Source organism: Alteromonas abrolhosensis (assembly GCF_001953635.1).
Classification (GTDB): Bacteria; Pseudomonadota; Gammaproteobacteria; order Enterobacterales; family Alteromonadaceae; genus Alteromonas; species Alteromonas abrolhosensis.
In genome coordinates, this window is the sequence record NZ_MEJH01000006.1 from 111351 (window position 1) to 128976 (window position 17626).

A 17626-nucleotide genomic window follows, 5' to 3' on the forward strand; every position below is an offset into this window, starting at 1 on the left:
GGTATTAAAACGGGATATTTTTTCATGTAGGCACGAGTAGAGCTTTTAATCGGCTTAAAGCTCGTCACTTTTGGTGCTCAACTACTGTGGTTGGTTCATTTTAAGTGAAAAACTGCCTGCTTTTAAAACGACATACCAATAGCCAATCCTGCGACCACCGCACTTTTGTGATTGCGGTGGTAATCATAATGAATTTGCGGTGAAAGGGTAAAACCTGAGACTTCAAATTCATACAAAAATCCCAATCTCGCTACTTCCATCTTATGACTACCGTGAAACTCAACGCCGGGGCCTATTTGAGCAATGAAGTTATTGGTGATGTGAAGGTCAGCAACAAGCAAATAGGTATATGCATCCAAGTCTTCAAAGGCATATTCGGCAACGAAACCCACACCTAGAAAGTCGCTGACACGATATTCATAGTCGATGCCTATCGTAAAGGCATTACCACATTCTTTTGTATACGTTGTGCCAACTAATGTAGATAAGTGATGGGGTGACGTTTCCCAATGGTGAGCACTTCCTTTTGCAGCAACAATGGGGGCAAATGCCAAGGCAGTGACCAAGCCTAAAGCTATTTGGTATCGCATAATGATGCTCACTCAGTTAGTAACAGTGACTACCTAGAAGTTTTCTTTTCTAGCACTAATGAAAGCGTAGGCGCGATACGCACATCTCACCAATGAACTTTAGTTGAAGTGATGGCAAGAGTACTGAGTAGTCAAAGTCAATCGGCGATACGAGGATAGACAAACTCATGTCTATCCTCAGCGTCGAAATCTCGTTAAGGTGTATAACGATAAGCCATCAGTGGAAGGGGAAAAGTTATGATTGAAGAGAAAGAGAGAGCAAGGTTTTTAGATGCTTGTACTGAACAGCTCATCGCTCTTTATACAGCAAGCAAAAACGGTAAAAAGGTCGATGCTGAGAAATACCGAGTGCAGGGGTTTATGCATGCTGGCGAGATGCTTGGGGTAATCACTAATGAACAGGGCAAAAGCCTTATTGCCGAGTTACACCTACAGGTCTTTGGTGAAACTATTGATGAGCGAGCGACAAGAAAACGTAAACTAAATGCATTAAAAGAATCTGACCCGGATGCTTATATTGAGATCCCAGCCATAGAAAGACGATAACTTAAAGTTAATGTAGGCTGCCAGAACTGACTTTGCGATAATCTTGTTTCTGAGACTATACTTTGTTCCACACAAGAGTGAAAAGCTGTATCTAGCGGTGCGGCTGGTTCTAAGTAGGGATGAAGACATAGTGTTAAAAGAGGCATCTCGTGCTTAAGCAGTTAGTTTACAGAAGTCAGTCAACGGCAAAAATTGATGAAAAAGAACTGCTCAAAATAACAGACGATTCGTTGCCATTTAATGAGCAAAACCATATTACAGGTATTCTTTTGTTTGATGGAGAATACTTCTTTCAAGTGCTTGAAGGAGAATGTGAGAAGGTAAATGCACTTTTCGAGCATATAAAGAAAGACAGTCGTCACAGTAATATTATGAAAGTGACCGAAATGGTCATTCACAAACGCGATTTTGGTGACTGGAATTTAAGAACACTCTCCATTGCTGAAGAAAGCCGCTGCTATTGGCTTCCGTCAGACATTAATATCGGCAGGGAAAGTCGGATATTTGCACTTCTTAATAGCTTTGCTTCAGGAAAGTGGCGCACCTGTTTAAGCCAGGAAGCTCGTAGAGGCGTTAGATCTACTGTAATGACATCAGAGAAGACAGTTAAACCTGTCGAAAACTCCAATATTCAGTTTGCCTTTCAGCCTATTGTTGACACTCACAGAGCGTGTGTTTCTTCAATCGAAGCCTTGATTAGAAGTGACGATGGAAGATATCCCGAGGCTATTTTAGAGGGGATAATTGGGCCTGAGAAATACGAGTTTGACTTAAGAAGCAAGGCTATAGCAATAAAACAAGGAGCGGCGTTGTTAAGCTCCGAGCAGACTTTATCAATTAACTTGTGTCCAGGTGCAATCACTTACTCTCCTAACGTCGCGGATTACCTTTATGAACTGGTCCAACACAATAATTTAAAGCCTCAGCAGCTGGTTATAGAAGTTACTGAAACAGAAATAATCAATGAAAACGATACATTTTACCAAGCGATTGAGCATATCCGTTCACTAGGAATGAGAGTCGCCATAGATGACTTTGGTGCAGGATATGCAGGATTGTCATTACTCGCAGACTTCACACCAGACAAGATTAAACTAGATAGAAAAATAACGACAGGTATCGATAGAAACGGGCATCGACAAGCTATTACCGAGGCCGTACTCGAGTTTGCCAATTCCATGGGAATTCCCTTAGTAGTGGAGGGAGTCGAAACGGTAGATGAGTGGTTGTGGTTGCAGCATGCTGGTGTAAAAAGGTTTCAGGGGTTCTTGTTTGCAAGACCTAGGTTAAATGGCGTTAGTAGTATTAATTTTTCTTTTGACGGCGCTAACGGCTAATGCAACTGTAAAAGTACGAATCTCTTATCATTAAAACACACCATTTTTTCAAGCGTTCTTTCTTTTTTAAACTAGACTTAATGAGTGTGAGCAGGTCAATCGACAAATAGATACAAATGCTCACCTTTTTAAATAGCCGTACAGGGATATTTTTGCTACATGGATTGAGCAGCAGTACCAGTAGGAAGCATATCTATGGCATGTGGCATGTCGCATATTATTCTTCGCTTATTATATGGGTTTAGCCTGTTAACCTTGGCTACGTTTGCTAGCGCCACATGTTTGATTAATGCAGAAAATAGTGCACCTACTTCCATGGTGGTAGCGCTTAAGGAGGGAGAGCAGCGCATTTCACTTAGCTGCAACGTAAGTTCGCCTCATGTTCTCTATTTTCCTAGAAATTACCTGTCTTACAATCAGCTGTATGATAGCGAAATGCGTAAGGTTCCCAAGCTTACTGGTGCTTTCGAGTCGTATGCCATAGACAGAACGCATAAGCTACTTTTCCTGGACATTCGTTCTCAGGTCGAGCGACCCATAACGTTAAATATCGTTGCCCTACAAGATTTTCAAAAGCTAGCATCCATACATACCTTCACTTTAAGTTTATTCATCGGCTTTTGTTTGGCATTAACGCTGTACGTAGGAATGCTGGGTACAAGCATGCGCAATTACGGTTTCTATTCCTACAGTTTCTATGTGCTCAGCGCAGCGATTTTCTTCTTGCTTCAGGAGGGGCTACTTAACATTGCCTACCCTCACGTCACCTTTTTCTCTAACTTCAAGCTACATTTAATGTTTGCTGGGATTACCGTTTTTGCTGCGGTGAAGTTCCTCGATCACCTACTCGATTTCAAAGCGCTGTTAAAAGTCTGGCAACGGAAATTCATCCTTGGAATGGCGTGTTCAGCATTGGCTCTCTCTTTTGTGCAAATTATTTTATCGACATCAGACGCGATGAAGGTTAACAGTATGCTCAGCGTTATAACGCTAATCACTATGACCTGTACGCTATCAAGTTGTATTTACGCCGCTTACCGCAAAGTTCACTGTTCAAACCTGGTGTTAATGGGCATCGCTATCATGGTGTTCTCTATGCTCTTTCGCTTGGTCTTTTCTGACGTGTCAGCGTTTATGTATCGCTATGGTCTTATTGTAGGTATTACTGTCGAAGCCTTTATTTTTGCTATTGCTACATCAAGAAAAGTTAAAAAGCTTGATGATGATAGGCTAAGCGCGTTTAAGCGAGCGTCTACAGACTCATTATGTAAAGTGTTAAATCGCAGCGGCTGGGAGGGCATAGCACAAAGCCTACTGGCTAACTTTAATAAAGAGGGTGGTTATTTAACGCTACTGTTTATCGATGTAGATAACTTCAAAGAAATTAACGACCGGTATGGACACCATTGTGGCGACAAGGTACTGCAAGTGATTGCTAAGATTCTGCTAAGTCGATGCCGCGATCAAGATGCAGTAGGGCGCCTTGGAGGAGATGAGTTTGTAGTACTTAGCCACTGCTACAGTGAAGGGCAGTCTGAGCGATTAGCCGCGCGAATTGACGCCAGTTTGGTGGAAAGGGATATTAGAACAGATAACGTTGTTATATCAGTGACAGCTAGCGTAGGTGCTTACATTACAAATGAGCGCTGCAAAGACCTTGCTACCTTACTAAATAAAGCAGATATACAGATGTACAGCGTAAAAGAAAGGCACAAAACAGCGCAATTCGCATCTCCATAAATTGCGCCTGATTACCCCAGTCTGAATACCGCACACTCTTTCTTAAAACTGCCCGAGTTTATTTTAATTGTGCTTTCGCTACTTTCTTTACCGCTTTGGTTAAGTCGGCAAGGGCTGCTGATTCAAGCGTTGTCCAGTGCCAAAATAGCGGTACACCAAGCTCTTTTTGAGGAAATAAAGGAACGAGTTCACCTGCGCTAACCTCTTGCTCTACCTGAAGGGTGGGAAGTAACGCCCACACCACACCATCTAATGCCATTTTCACAAAGCCATGAGAAGACGGGAACCAATGACAATTGGTAAAAGAAGGGGCGATATCCAAACACTCTCGTTGATAATCAGAAAGTAAAGTTACGTCGTACTCATCGTACAGGAGACCTGGGGTTTTCATTACTCGTTCTGGCGATATTCCTTTGTGCAGGTAGCGCTCGATAAAGCGTGGTGAAGCGTAGAGTTGATAGCGCATAGTGCCCAACCTTATCGACTGTCCGCCAGTTACAGGTGTGCCTGTTTGACTGATACACGCCATTACTCGACCTTGTTGCAATATATCCCGGGTTTGAGTTTGATCTGCATTGACGATATGAACTGGGTTGTCGCGCGCGCTACTGAAGGCCGCCATGACTTGCGAGAACCACGTAGCAAGTACATCGTTATTAACAGCAACACTAATAGGGGCAGCCTGTGCTTCTAAACCACTTTGTATATTCAACGCTTCTTCCAAAACGCTTACTTTCTGAATATGAGCAAGTAGCTCTTTTCCCAGTGGGGTAGCCCGGAGGGGTTTGGTTCGCACCAGCACAGGACCACCCACACTCTGCTCTAATCGCTTTATCTTCTGCGAGACGGCCGATTGAGTGAGGTTAAGCGCTTGCGCACCTTTTTCGAACCCGCCGTAGCGAAGCACCTCATGGAAACACCTAAGAGCGTCGTAATCCAACATGGCTGAGCACCTGTGAAAAGAAGGTTATAAGTATTAATTTTGCTTATTCAAAACAAATATCATTAATTTAATTTAGTTGCTCAAGGTGTATAAAATCAAGCCAATTATTCAGGTCGTCACAATAAATTCCGTTACGACTTTTGCATTTTAACTTATTACACCAAGAGGCATTTATCATGTTGGCGGCAGCAACAAGTGGTTTCGTGATGGGCGGCACTTTAATCATCGCCGTAGGCGCACAAAACAGCTTTCTTATCGAGCAGTCGATGAAACGACAGTGGACAACATTATTTGTATTGCTGTTTATATTAAGTGATGCCATTTCGATAAGTCTTGGCGCGATGGGCTTTGGCTTGCTGCTGCAGGAGTACCCTATGCTGGTGTCTATCACAAAGTGGGCGGGAGTGGCATTTCTACTGTGGATTGCGTTTAATAAAATTAAGTCGTCCATGGCCAACGACTCTCTAGTGTTGGAGATGGCGAAGAAGCAATTATCGTTTAAAAAAGCATTGCTTATCGCGCTTGCAGTGACTTGGCTCAACCCTCACTTTTATTTAGATACCTTGTTATTGATGGGGAATTTAGCTAGTCAGTGGCAAGAAAATAAATGGTGGTTTGTAGGTGGAGCAATTGGTGCATCAGTGGCGTGGTTCGTTGGTCTTAGTACGTTAACGGCACGCTTTGCACACCATATGCAGCGCCCTAATTTCTGGCGTTGGTTTAATCGCCTTAATGCTGCAGTGCTAGGTATGGTGAGCATCCAGTTAGCAAGTTTGTAAGATAAAAGCGCTAGGTCGCGAAATATTGCGACGCGTTGTGTTCTATTCGCTTTATCAGTAGGTAGGCTACACAGCAGTGAGATGTATTGGAAAGCGCGATGAAAAGGACACAAAAGTGAGCTGGATATATTTAATTGTTGCAGGGCTTTTAGAAATTGGTTGGCCCGTTGGACTAAAAATGTCGCAAGAGGCAGAAACTCGCATATTGGGGATTCTGCTTGCCATTGGGTTTATGGCTGCCAGTGGATTTTGTCTTTGGATGGCGCAAAAGCAAATTCCAATTGGAACCGCATATGCTGTGTGGACGGGAATTGGCGCGGCGGGGACATTTCTAGTGGGAGTTATGTTTTACGGCGATCCATCATCAATGGCGCGCTATGTTGGCGTAGCGCTCATTGTTGCAGGTGTGGTCGTGTTAAAGCTAGCACACTGAAAAACACTCAATAAGACGAAGGAGCCCGCTAGCGCCGACTGCTAGCGGGCTGTGATACGCGTACCGAGCTTCATTAGGTGTTAGTGGTACCCAAGTTGGTTCTTAAGTTCAGCAACAAAGGTGGTGATACGTTCTGCATTTCTACCTAAATCAGTGGTTCCAACACGAGACTTGCTGCGAACATCAACCAAGGTGTCATCGCTTTTGGCCGTTAAGCGAATCACCACATCATCTTTAAAACCAAACCACGAAGTGGTAACAGTTGCTTCTAATGTGTTAAGACGTTCGCCCTGGCTAGCCCTCTCCCATTCCAATGCTTCAATCGCTTTTTCCGCGGCGATATACACTTCATTAATCGGTTGAGGAAGCAGGTAAGTTTTGATTTCAGGGTAAGCTTCTAATTGCTGTCGAGTTACCTCGCCGCCTTCATAAACAATGGAGTTTGGTGCTCCTTCTCGACGTGGCGCAGTAGCAACAAACTCAGGCGGGTTAGTTACATCAGTAGTAATGTCGTGAATAGGAGGAAATGTACTTGCCTTGCTCATCAAGCTAACGGGAATGCCGACGGCCACTAAGGCAAGAGCGGCACAGATGAATGTACTGCCCCAGCTTACCTTCTTGCGATTTAACAGCACCTGCAAAATAATCAGTATCAACGCCGTGCCACCTACATACACGCCAAATTGAAGCGACATCATAGCGGTACCCAGGCTAACGCCCGTATATTGATAGAGGGGGCCGGATAACACCACCATTAGGAAACCAACAATACTGGTTAGGGCAATGAGTGCTTTCAAGTAAACTCCAAGGAAAATATGTTAATTTTACTAATCTACCTTAACAGTGAACGCAACACGTTGGATTAATTTCAAGCAATAATACAGGCACTAGGCTAATGCGAAACATGTTTGTACACTTGGGTCTGTTGATCTTTACTGTACAGTAAAGTCCAGCAGGCCCTACATTTGATAGTTATCACCCCAATTAAAGCAAAGGTAATTACGTTTTGCACAACCCGTCTGATGCCAGCGAAGCTTATATGCTTCAAGCCGAACTCCTTGTTGATATTCTATCAACCCAAAAATCACTTTTTGAAAGTGGAGTCAGCGAATATGCCCTTATTGAGCTATTGAAGAAGGCGCCTTATTACTTCTTCGACGAGGATGCGCTACGGGAACCTTTAATGCTATTTAAAACCCACTTCATTTTGTTTCACGCCCTTTATCAATTGAAAATGAATTGGATACAGGGCAATGAAGGGGTGCTAGATATTCATACGCTCAATATCAAGCTTAACCAGTGCGAGGGAAACGACGCACAACAACTACGTATAGATGAAGGCGGGGAGTTAACCGAGGCGGACCCCTTAGCGGAGTACTACCTTGACTGGGGCAACTTTGAAAAAGCGGATAGAAAAAATGTGGATGCACTACTTAATGCTTTTTGGCAGCGCATGGTCGGTGGAAAGGTTACCGTTTTTAATGAAGCCGATATTGAGCAAGCGCATATACGCTTAGGGCTGTCTCAGAAAGAACATGTATCGCTTTCAGTTTTGAAACGGGTTTACAAGAAAGCCCTTCAGGTGGTTCATCCTGACAAAGGTGGAACGCAAAAAGAAGCCCAAGAGGTCATTCACGCTTACCAGCTATTACTCGGCTTCTATTCGTTTAAATAGAACGTTAAGCGCACTGTGGCTTCGCTTTATTCGTATAACGTATATAAGCTCCGGCATTTGACCGACAACTTCAGTAATTTCAACTTCATTGACTTTTATTATCACGCATTAATGCGCACAATATGACCTATAAGAGCGTAGACTCGTATCAATGATCGCTTAACTATGCCACTTCACGACCAATTATCGCTGTTTTAGCCGAAGAAACGCGCGAGATAATTCGGTGCACTGGAAGCAATACGCTTTAATTTTAATATTGTAAATACAGAGCAAAGGCCGTGCTCTGTAAAAAAGTTATTGGGAAATAGAAAATTTATGAGTCGCATTTTGTATGTTACTGCAGCATTAATAACGCTTGTAGGCGTTATTGGGTGTTCAAATGAGGGTGAGCAAGCGCAACAAGGTGCTCAGCAAGGCATGCCTGCACCATCAGTGTCGGTAATTACACTGAAAAAGCAACCTGTAGTACATGAAATGGTGTTACCGGGCCGCGTAAGCCCGTCACGTCAATCGCAGGTGCGTCCTCAAGTGGATGGCGTAATTACAGAGCGCCTGTTCGAAGAAGGTGCACATGTGGAAAAAGGGCAGCAGCTTTATCAAATTGATGAAGCCCGTTACTTGGCTCAGTTAAATAGTGCAAAAGCTGATTTAAAAAGCGTTCAGGCAAACCTTAAAACCCTAGAGGCAAAAGCTCGACGTTACGACGATCTGGTGGCTCAGAATGCGGTAAGTAAGCAAGAATACGACGACGTTATTGCCCAAAAAGAGCAGGCCCAAGCAGCGATTAGTGTGGCAGAAGCCGCCGTAGATGTGGCTAAAGTTAACATGGGTTACACCAAAGTGTATGCGCCTATTAGCGGCCGCATAAGTCGTTCTTTTGTGACCGAAGGAACGCTTGTTACCACTAACCAATCTCAGCAACTTGCAACCATTACCCAGCTTGACCCTGTGTTCATCGATATGCAGGAGTCAGGTGCGTCAATTATTACGCTTCGTCAGTCAATGAGAAACCAAGGCTCAATGGATGTTGAATTAACGGTAGATGAAGTAACAGGCAAGCGTTACGACCAAACAGGTAGCGTTAAGTTCTCAGAAGTAACCGTTGATGAGACTACAGGCTCTGTCACGCTTCGCGCTGAAATGCCAAATCCAGATGGCGTATTGCTTCCGGGCTTGTTTGTTAAAGGTCACGTTATTACTGGGCGCGAGAACGCGCTGCTTGTTCCTCAACGTGCAACCACTCGCCAACCAGACGGTTCATTATCGGTTTATGTTGTTAATCAAAATAACGAAGTTGAAGGCCGCACTTTGGAAGTTGGAAAGATTTATCGAGACCAATACGTTGCGTTAAGCGGTGTGAGTGAAGGCGAAAAGGTAATCGTAACTGGATATCAAAAGGTTAAACCAGGCGCGAAAGTTAATCCGTCAGAGTGGCAACCATCATCACGTGGCTCACGATAGCAAACAAGGGATTTAGTTAATATGGCTCGTTTCTTTATAGACAGGCCCGTGTTTGCATGGGTGCTGGCAATTATCACAATGATGGCGGGTGTGTTGGCAATCACCTCACTCCCTATTGAACAATATCCCAAGGTTGCGCCGCCCTCGGTGACTATCTCAGCGACGTATCCAGGTGCATCTGCAGAAACTGTAGAAAACTCGGTTACTCAGGTGATAGAACAAAGCCTAACGGGGATTGATAACCTACGTTATTTTTCAGCAAGTAGCTCGAACAGCAGTATGTCTATCACGCTGACTTTCGAGCCGGGTACAGACCCTGATATTGCGCAAGTACAAACTCAGAATAAGGTGCAGGGTGCACTGCCACTGTTGCCTACTCAAGTGCAACAGCAAGGGGTAACAGTAACCAAGGCAAACAGCGCGTTTGCATTGGCAGTTGGCTTCTATTCTGAAGACGACTCAATGACGCAATACGATTTAAGCGACCTGTTAGTTTCTCAGTTTCGCGACCCGATTTCTCGTGTTAACGGTGTGGGTAATGTAAGGGTGTTTGGCGCGCAGCGTTCAATGCGTATATGGTTAGATCCAGATAAGCTGTACAGCTACAACCTTACACCAACTGACGTTCAAGGCGCTGTTCAGGTACAAAATACCGATGTGTCGGCTGGTCAGTTAGGTGGTATGCCTGCAATAGAAAATCAGCAAATCAACGCGACCATTCAAGCGCAAAGTCGCCTTCAAACCGTCGAAGATTTCGAAAACATTGTGCTTCGCGTTAATACCGATGGTTCACAGGTCCGCGTGCGTGACGTTGCCCGTGTTGAACTGGGTGCACAAAGCTACGACGTTATTGTTCGATACGACCGCAAGCCAGCGTCGGGTATGGCAATAAGCCTTGCCTCTGGCGCAAATGCACTAGACACCATTAAAGCAGTTAAAGCCCGAGTTGAAGAGCTGCGCTCGAACTTGCCTGATACAGTTAAAGTGGTGTATCCCGTGGATAGCTCGCCTTTTATCGAGCTTTCTATTGAATCGGTAGTACATACGCTTATTGAAGCGGTAGTGCTGGTATTCTTAGTGATGCTGCTGTTCCTTCAAAATTGGCGTGCAACATTAATCCCTACTATTGCGGTACCGGTAGTGTTGCTCGGCACCTTTGCTGTACTACTGGCGTTCGGGTTTAGTATCAATGTGCTAACCATGTTTGCCATGGTACTTGCTATCGGTCTACTCGTAGATGACGCCATCGTAGTGGTGGAGAACGTTGAACGTATTATGGAAGAGGAAGGTCTTTCACCTGCCGAAGCCACTAAAAAGTCGATGACCCAGATAACAGGGGCGCTTGTTGGTATTGCCGCCGTGCTTTCAACGGTATTTATCCCAATGGCGTTTTTCAGTGGTTCAGCAGGAGCAATATACCGTCAGTTCTCGGTTACTATCGTATCGGCTATGGCATTCTCAGTGTTGGTCGCTATCGTTCTTTCTCCGTCTTTATGCGCCACGTTATTGAAAAAGCATCCGGAAGACCACGACAAGAACAAAGGCTTTTTTGGCTGGTTTAACCGCACGTTTAATAAAGGACGTGACCGTTACCAAAAAACCACAACCCATATGGCGAAACGCTTCAAGCGTTATTTCGTTGTTTATGGTTTGCTTGTAGGTGGTATGGCATTTATTTTCAGCCAGCTTCCTGGCGCGTTTCTTCCAGATGAAGATCAAGGGCGTATGATGGTGTTGGTCAGCACACCACCAGGCGCAACCGCTGGCCGGACTCTTGAGTCTATTAAACAAGTGGAAGACTATATTCTTGAGCAAGAACAAGACGCAGTTAACGGCATGTTCGCGGTTGTGGGATTTAGCTTTGCGGGTCAGGCGCAAAACGCGGGTATGGCGTTCTTAAACTTCAACGACTGGAGTGTAAGGGATGAAAATAACTCTGCGTTTGCAGTGATGAACCGAGCTTTCGGAGCATTTAGCCAAATTCAAGATGCCTCAGCCTTTCCTATAGTGCCTCCGCCTATCATGGAACTAGGTAATGCAACGGGTTTTGATATGCAGCTGGTTGACCGTGGTGGAAATGGTCACGAAGCACTGATGAACGCGCGTAATCAGCTGTTGGGCATGGCGGCGCAGAACCCCAAACTGGCGGGCGTTCGCCCTAATGGACTAAGCGATGTTCCTCAATTCAAAATCAATATTGATAGTGAAAAGGCGTCAGCTCTTGGCTTGAACTTAAGTGAAATTAACAGTGCACTGCAAATTGCCTGGGGTTCAAGTTATGTTAACGACTTTATTGATAAGGGGCGCATTAAGCGGGTTTATATGCAAGCCGACTTACCCCATCGTATGACACCAGAAGACCTTGATAAGTGGTTCGTGCGCAATAGCGATGGTGAGATGGTTGCCTTCAGTACCTTCTCTACCACGGAGTGGGTATATGGTTCGCCCAAGCTAGAGCGCTTTAACGGTGTTTCATCTGTGAACATTCAAGGTAGCGCTGCGGAAGGCGTATCGTCAGGCGAAGCAATGGCTGAAATGCAAAAGCTGGTAGAGCAATTGCCTCCTGGTTTTGCAATTGAATGGGCTGGATTATCGTTTGAAGAGCAGGAAGCTGGCTCGCAAGCTCCTTTGCTTTATACCCTTTCAATTTTGATTGTTTTCTTGTGTTTGGCAGCGTTATACGAAAGCTGGTCTGTGCCATTTGCTGTAATGTTAGTCGTACCTCTGGGCATACTAGGCTCGGTAACGGCAGCATTTATCTTCAACTTGCCGAACGATGTGTACTTACAAGTCGCGTTTTTGACAACGGTTGGCTTGGCGGCGAAAAACGCCATCCTTATTGTTGAATTTGCGAAAGAGCAATATGAAAACGGCGAAGATTTAATGACTGCAGTATCGAATGCGGCTTCTCAGCGTTTCCGTCCAATACTGATGACATCAATGGCGTTTATTCTGGGGGTAACCCCGCTAGCGCTGGCAAGTGGTGCTGGTGCAGCCAGCCAAAATGCGATTGGTATTGCAGTTATGGGCGGCATGTTTGCTGCTACATTCTTGGCAATTTTCTTCGTGCCTATGTTCTACGTGATGGTAGAAAAACTCTTTCACAGGGAAGACAAGTAACAAGCAAGTGCGCTAGAGTGTGAAAAAACATTTCATTTTTGTATAGGGATATAGGTAATGACTACCGTTGTTTTTTCTCACGGCAAAGAAAGCGGTCCATGGGGCAGTAAAATAACAACGCTTTCAAATGTAGCGAGCGATATGGGCTTTGGCGTCGAGAGTATTGATTATCAAGATCTCGACTGCCCTGAAGCACGCCTAGCTCGCCTTAAAGAATTTGTCGCTGAAAAGTGCAATGATGTGGTTTTGGTTGGCTCCAGTATGGGTGGCTATGTTTCACTCGCTGCGGCTAGCCATATCTCCGCCAGGGGCGTATTTCTTATGGCCCCTGCGTTATATTTGCCGAACTACAAGATTCAACGTTTCCCCTACGACGGCTATGTGAGTTTAGTGCATGGCTGGAATGACGATATCGTGCCTATTGAAAACAGCTTAAAGTACGCGCGTCATCAAAAAGCTCAGCTCTTATTGCTTAATGACGGCCACCGCCTAGCAAACAGTAAGTCTGTTATTTCTCCGTTTTTCAGAAATTGGTTGGAAAAATTTCGATACTAAATTTTCGATAGTAGGGCTTGCTGGTTCAATAAGCCTACGACCAATCGCTTATAGCTCACGCTTACGCAAATGCGGGAAAGCACCTGTTTTTATGGCATGATGAGACATTGCTTAAAACAGGGCAGATGGAAATGACATTTAGTTTACCTCAAGCGCCTCAATGGTCGTCGCTGATAAAGTCTGGTTGCCGTGTCTTTGTTGGCGGAAATGCCTCAGTGCCGCACGCATTGGTGCAGCATCTTATTGATAACAGCGAAGGGTTTAGCGACATCGAGCTGGTTCATATGCTGGCCTTAGGCGACACTCGGTGGGTAAAGGAAGAGTATAAGAACCTTTTTAAAGCCAACACCTTCTTCATTGGCGGTGAAGCCATGCGTAAGGCAGTAGACGAAGGTCGCGCTGATTACACTCCCGTTTTCTTGTCTGAAATATCAAGCTTATTTAGCGACGGTACGCTGGCACTGGATGCTGCGCTAGTTAACGTAAGTCCTCCAGATGAGTTCGGCTACTGCTCGCTCGGCCCGGCTGTAGATATAGCTATGTCAGCAATCAGACAAAGTAAAAAAGTGATCGCTCAAATTAACCCTCAGGTGCCAAGAACCGCCGGGCATTCGTACATCCATATTAGTGAAATAACAGCTTGCATCGAAGCCGAAGAGCCACTTGTTGAAGTATCGCCGCCGCCTATCGATTCGGTGGCGGAGCGAATTGGTCAGTATGTTTCAATGTTGGTGGACGATGGTGCAACGCTGCAATTTGGTATTGGGAAAATACCGAGTGCCACCCTTAAATATCTGTGTAACCACAAAGACCTGGGTATTCACAGCGAAATGCTCACCGACAGTATTATTGAACTGTTGGAATCTGGCGCTATCACCAACAAGAAGAAGACTTTTCACCCCGGTAAAATTGTTACTAGCTTTGCTATTGGCACCCGCAAGCTTTACGACTTAATTGATAGTAATCCTCACATCGAGTTTTACCCGAGTAGTTATGTAAACAAGCCCACCAATATTGCTAAGAACGACAATATGGTCGCTATAAACAGTGCACTTGAAGTGGATTTAACCGGTCAGGTGGTGGCCGATTCACTGGGCTATGACTTTTACAGTGGCATAGGCGGGCAAGTAGATTTTGTAACTGGTGCGTCTATCAGCAAAGGTGGGAAAGCGATTATAGCGCTGCCTTCTACTGCCAAAAATGAAACCATTTCCCGTATCACACCCCGCATAAGCGAAGGGGCGGGGGTTGTGACTTCGCGAGGCAACGTGCAGTACGTGGTGACCGAATACGGCATAGCATCGCTTAAAGGTAAGAGTATTCGAGAGCGAGCACTGGAGCTTATTCGTGTGGCACACCCGAAATTCCGTGCAGCGCTCTTAGAAGAAGTAAGACAGCATTATTGGGTACCCCATTATCAGGAAAAGTACCCGACCGACATTCCAGAACTGGGGGCAATTCAGCTCAAAAAGCTAAATATTCAAGGGGAAACCTTTTATATGCGCCCGCTGAACCCAGCCGATGAACGGCGCTTGCAGGAATTCTTTTATTCCCACACTAAAGAAACGCTGAGGCTGCGTTATAACTACGACCCAAAGCAGATGTCTCGTGAAAAGTCGTGTAATTTGGTGTCGGTGGACCAAAGCTCTGATGCGGCGTTGTGTATTGTAAGACAAGAAGGCTCCCGAATTACCATTCACGCTGTGGGGCGGTTTTACTACAACCCTAATGACAATACTTGTGAGGCCGCGTTTGTTACCCGTGAAACCCAGCAGGGAAAGGGTATGGCAAGTCGGTTGTTAAACGAGTTAATCAACGTGGCAAAGAAGAGGGGAATTGCGAAGATGATGGCCTACGTGCGTGGCGATAACAGCCCGATGATTGCCATTTTCGAGCAAGCGCAATTTAAACGGAAGTTTACTGGCGACCCCAGTGACATAGAGTTAGTACTAGATTTGGCATCACTCGCATGACAATTAAAATTTTTCGCGGCAAACACGGCACTAAACACGACCTGGGGAAAGATCACCCCGAGTCACCGGATCGCTTGTTCGCCATTGACGACCAATTACTGTCTTCTGGACTCGATATGGTTTGTGAGCATGCCGATGCTACGCCTATTGCCGAAGCCTATCTCAAATTGGCCCATGACCCTTACTATGTGAAAAGTGTGTTTGAGCATGCGGCTCAGTCCATTTTTAGTGACCACGAAAAAACACTCTATTCCGAAAACAAGGATAACGTGGCCTGGTTAGACGAAGATACTGGCTTGATGCGACACAGCTTAAATGCAGCGCTGGAATCGGCAGGTGCGGGATGTAACGCCGTGGACTGGGTCATGGAAGGTAACGACAGGCAGGCATTCTGTGCGACCAGGCCACCAGGGCACCACGCTACCTACGATAGCGCCATGGGCTTCTGTATTTTTAATAACATTGTTATTGCCGCGCGCTATGCGCTTCAAAACTACGAATTAAAACGTGTTGCCATAATCGATTTTGATGTTCACCACGGAAACGGTACTGAGCAAATTGTTGCTGGCGATCAGCGCATTATGCTGTGCAGCAGTTTTCAGCATCCCTTTTATCCTCACAGCGGGTCGCCGGTATCTGCAAGTAATATTCTTTCGGTTCCGCTTGAAGCGGGAACTACGGGTGAGGTATTTCGAGAAAAAGTACAACACTGGTTTGATGCATTACGCAATTTTCAACCGGAGCTGATTCTTATTTCTGCGGGTTTTGATGCCCATGCCGAAGACCCTATGGCCCATTTGCGTTTGGTGGAAGACGATTATTTTTGGATAAGCCAACAGCTTCGCGCTGTGGCAGATGAATGCTGTCAGGGTAGAATAGTGAGTATGCTAGAAGGCGGCTACGATTTAAGTGCATTAGGTCGTAGCGTAGTGGCGCACCTCAAGGGAATGAGCCGCCCTATTGAATAATCTCAACAGGGCAGCATTGCACGTAATTTAGAGCGCCGGTAACCGCATCAGAAAATCAAAGTCATAAAATTGTCTCAGTATCGGCGCTTCAGCTTTGTTTAGCTTAGGCTATCCATTTCGTAAGCATATATAGACCAGCACCTAACATGGCAAGGTTTTCGGTAAGCGATATAAACCCAAGAGGTAGATCTGAGTTACCGCCAACACATGCGCATTTAAGTTCACGTTTATCGATATATACCGCCTTAATAACAGACACAGCTCCTATTGCACCGATAAATATAGAGACGGGCGATACCAATATTGCTGGTAGGCCAGCCAACATACCAAGTCCTGCAAAGGCTTCTGCGAAAGGATAAACATAGGCGTATCTAACGTGCTTCATTGCCAGCAAATCATAAGTAATGAACTGATTTGAGAACGCTACAATGTCCTGAAGTTTTTGTAGTGCGAGGATCACCATGGTGACACCGATAAAATTCATTACAAAAGGTTCGATACCAGCTGGTAAACCCCCTTTGAGCATAAGTGCCAATACCATGAGTGCGGCCAACGAAAAAATTACGATGATTGGTGTGTAGCGCGACCCAAACTCACTTTCTTGCTTTAAATTGAAGTAATCTCTTAAGTCGTCATAGCCACCAATACGTTTATCATCGATAAACGTTTGCGGGGTGGTTTTTACATTGTGTTTTTCTTTAAAGGCGTCGGTTTCACTTCTGCTGGACAAGTGATGGTCTTCAACGTCGTAGCCCTTTCTTTCGAGTAAATCTTTTGATTTAAGACCGAAGGGGCAAATGTGTTCCGATGTAACCATGCGATAAAGTACGGCGCGTTTTGACATTGTGGACTCCTTGTAAACCTTTCAGGAAACAAACGTAGATGAGCAAAAAATGCACGTTTTTTGCCCACATTTAAGTGATATTACGTATTACAGAGAAAGATTACAGAATTCGTGCCAGTGGTTTAGCAGAAGCAGCCTAGTGCGTCAGTATTGATCACCGCACCACGGTAAGGCAGGTGTGAGGTATAACCCACCACCTGGTCGACAAGGTTGTTGCCAGTAAAGCAGCCATAGCCCGTAGCGTAAGGGCCTAAATAGCGAAGTTGCGCTTGCCCATCTAACACAATTAATGCCGGGACGGCGTCGAGCATAGCTTCTAGCTTCGGTACGTCTTCCACATTAAGTCTGACTTGATGAAACTCGTCACCTAATTTCGCAAGCAGCTGGGTTTGATGAGGAGTAGTAAGCGTTTCACAATAGCAGCGGGAGCGCGTACCCACATGAATAATAGAACCTGCGCCGATGCCCTGTTCTTTTAACAGCGCTACAAGCGAGGCATCGAAGTCTGGTGCAGTGGTGCGATGCAGCAATTCGCCATTAGGGTCGAAAGCAGAGAGCTGACGTTGTCCGTATACTAACAGGGCGGTGAGTAAACTTACCGCCCAAAGCATAAGTAGTAACCAGCTTGTCTTTTTTTGCATTAGGCAAAGGCCTACATTCGT

The 17626-nt window shown here is 45.3% G+C and carries 16 protein-coding genes; 11 read left to right on the top strand and 5 right to left on the bottom strand.

The genetic code is table 11. The features are described from left to right. Positions 1–122: 122 nt before the first annotated feature. Positions 123–590, bottom strand: a complete 468-nt coding sequence (locus BGK61_RS10820) for a hypothetical protein (protein WP_014996871.1) — start codon at positions 588–590, stop codon at positions 123–125. A 237-nt stretch (positions 591–827) separates the two neighbouring features. On the opposite strand from BGK61_RS10820, the gene BGK61_RS10825 reads away from it, so the two are divergent. The 3 genes from BGK61_RS10825 (at position 828) to BGK61_RS10835 (ending at position 4213) form a co-directional block, all read left to right on the top strand. Beyond that, positions 828–1136 carry a hypothetical protein gene (locus BGK61_RS10825; protein WP_014996872.1) on the top strand — a complete coding sequence of 103 codons (309 nt, stop codon included), beginning with the start codon at positions 828–830 and terminating at the stop codon, positions 1134–1136. Positions 1137–1285: 149 nt separating this feature from the next. Continuing rightward, positions 1286–2473 carry a diguanylate phosphodiesterase gene (locus BGK61_RS10830; protein WP_076012070.1) on the top strand — a complete coding sequence of 396 codons (1188 nt, stop codon included), beginning with the start codon at positions 1286–1288 and terminating at the stop codon, positions 2471–2473. A gap of 207 nt (positions 2474–2680) precedes the next feature. Beyond that, positions 2681–4213: a diguanylate cyclase gene (locus BGK61_RS10835; RefSeq protein ID WP_234349493.1), complete on the top strand. Its 1533-nt coding sequence runs from the start codon at positions 2681–2683 to the stop codon at positions 4211–4213. Between the two features lie 58 nt (positions 4214–4271). On the opposite strand, the gene BGK61_RS10840 is transcribed toward BGK61_RS10835, so the two are convergent. Then, the gene (locus BGK61_RS10840; RefSeq protein WP_076012072.1) at positions 4272–5156 is read right to left on the bottom strand and encodes an ArgP/LysG family DNA-binding transcriptional regulator; all 885 of its coding nucleotides are present in this window, start codon (positions 5154–5156) and stop codon (positions 4272–4274) included. Positions 5157–5332: 176 nt separating this feature from the next. Between BGK61_RS10840 and BGK61_RS10845 the strand changes: the two genes are divergently transcribed. Both BGK61_RS10845 and BGK61_RS10850 read left to right on the top strand, forming a co-directional pair. Then, positions 5333–5935, top strand: coding sequence for a LysE/ArgO family amino acid transporter (locus BGK61_RS10845; RefSeq protein WP_076012073.1), 603 nt, complete (start codon positions 5333–5335; stop codon positions 5933–5935). A 115-nt stretch (positions 5936–6050) separates the two neighbouring features. After that, the gene (locus BGK61_RS10850) at positions 6051–6368 is read left to right on the top strand and encodes a DMT family transporter (RefSeq protein ID WP_076012074.1); all 318 of its coding nucleotides are present in this window, start codon (positions 6051–6053) and stop codon (positions 6366–6368) included. Between the two features lie 80 nt (positions 6369–6448). Here the strand turns inward: BGK61_RS10850 and BGK61_RS10855 are convergent, their stop codons facing one another. Continuing rightward, the gene (locus tag BGK61_RS10855) at positions 6449–7165 is read right to left on the bottom strand and encodes a DUF1499 domain-containing protein (RefSeq protein WP_014996878.1); all 717 of its coding nucleotides are present in this window, start codon (positions 7163–7165) and stop codon (positions 6449–6451) included. Positions 7166–7374: 209 nt separating this feature from the next. Between BGK61_RS10855 and BGK61_RS10860 the strand changes: the two genes are divergently transcribed. The 6 genes from BGK61_RS10860 to BGK61_RS10885 all read left to right on the top strand — a co-directional run bounded on the left by BGK61_RS10860 (position 7375) and on the right by BGK61_RS10885 (position 16120). Next, entirely contained in the window at positions 7375–8043 is a 669-nt protein-coding gene (locus BGK61_RS10860) for a DNA-J related domain-containing protein (protein ID WP_014996879.1), read from the top strand. A 315-nt stretch (positions 8044–8358) separates the two neighbouring features. Beyond that, complete coding sequence (locus tag BGK61_RS10865; protein ID WP_014996880.1) at positions 8359–9504, top strand: efflux RND transporter periplasmic adaptor subunit; 1146 nt, start codon at positions 8359–8361, stop codon at positions 9502–9504. A gap of 21 nt (positions 9505–9525) precedes the next feature. After that, positions 9526–12624, top strand: coding sequence for an efflux RND transporter permease subunit (locus BGK61_RS10870; protein WP_076012075.1), 3099 nt, complete (start codon positions 9526–9528; stop codon positions 12622–12624). A gap of 57 nt (positions 12625–12681) precedes the next feature. Further along, positions 12682–13179, top strand: a complete 498-nt coding sequence (locus BGK61_RS10875; protein WP_076012076.1) for an alpha/beta hydrolase — start codon at positions 12682–12684, stop codon at positions 13177–13179. 131 nt (positions 13180–13310) lie between these two features. Then, positions 13311–15152 carry a bifunctional acetyl-CoA hydrolase/transferase family protein/GNAT family N-acetyltransferase gene (locus tag BGK61_RS10880; protein WP_014996883.1) on the top strand — a complete coding sequence of 614 codons (1842 nt, stop codon included), beginning with the start codon at positions 13311–13313 and terminating at the stop codon, positions 15150–15152. After that, complete coding sequence (locus BGK61_RS10885; RefSeq protein WP_014996884.1) at positions 15149–16120, top strand: histone deacetylase family protein; 972 nt, start codon at positions 15149–15151, stop codon at positions 16118–16120. The genes BGK61_RS10880 and BGK61_RS10885 overlap by 4 nt, the downstream gene beginning before the upstream one ends. Positions 16121–16223: 103 nt before the next feature. Here the strand turns inward: BGK61_RS10885 and BGK61_RS10890 are convergent, their stop codons facing one another. After that, complete coding sequence (locus BGK61_RS10890; protein WP_014996885.1) at positions 16224–16964, bottom strand: MauE/DoxX family redox-associated membrane protein; 741 nt, start codon at positions 16962–16964, stop codon at positions 16224–16226. Between the two features lie 122 nt (positions 16965–17086). Further along, on the bottom strand, positions 17087–17605 hold the full coding sequence (locus tag BGK61_RS10895) for a DUF6436 domain-containing protein (protein ID WP_076012077.1): 519 nt from the start codon (positions 17603–17605) through the stop codon (positions 17087–17089). Positions 17606–17626 lie beyond the last annotated feature (21 nt).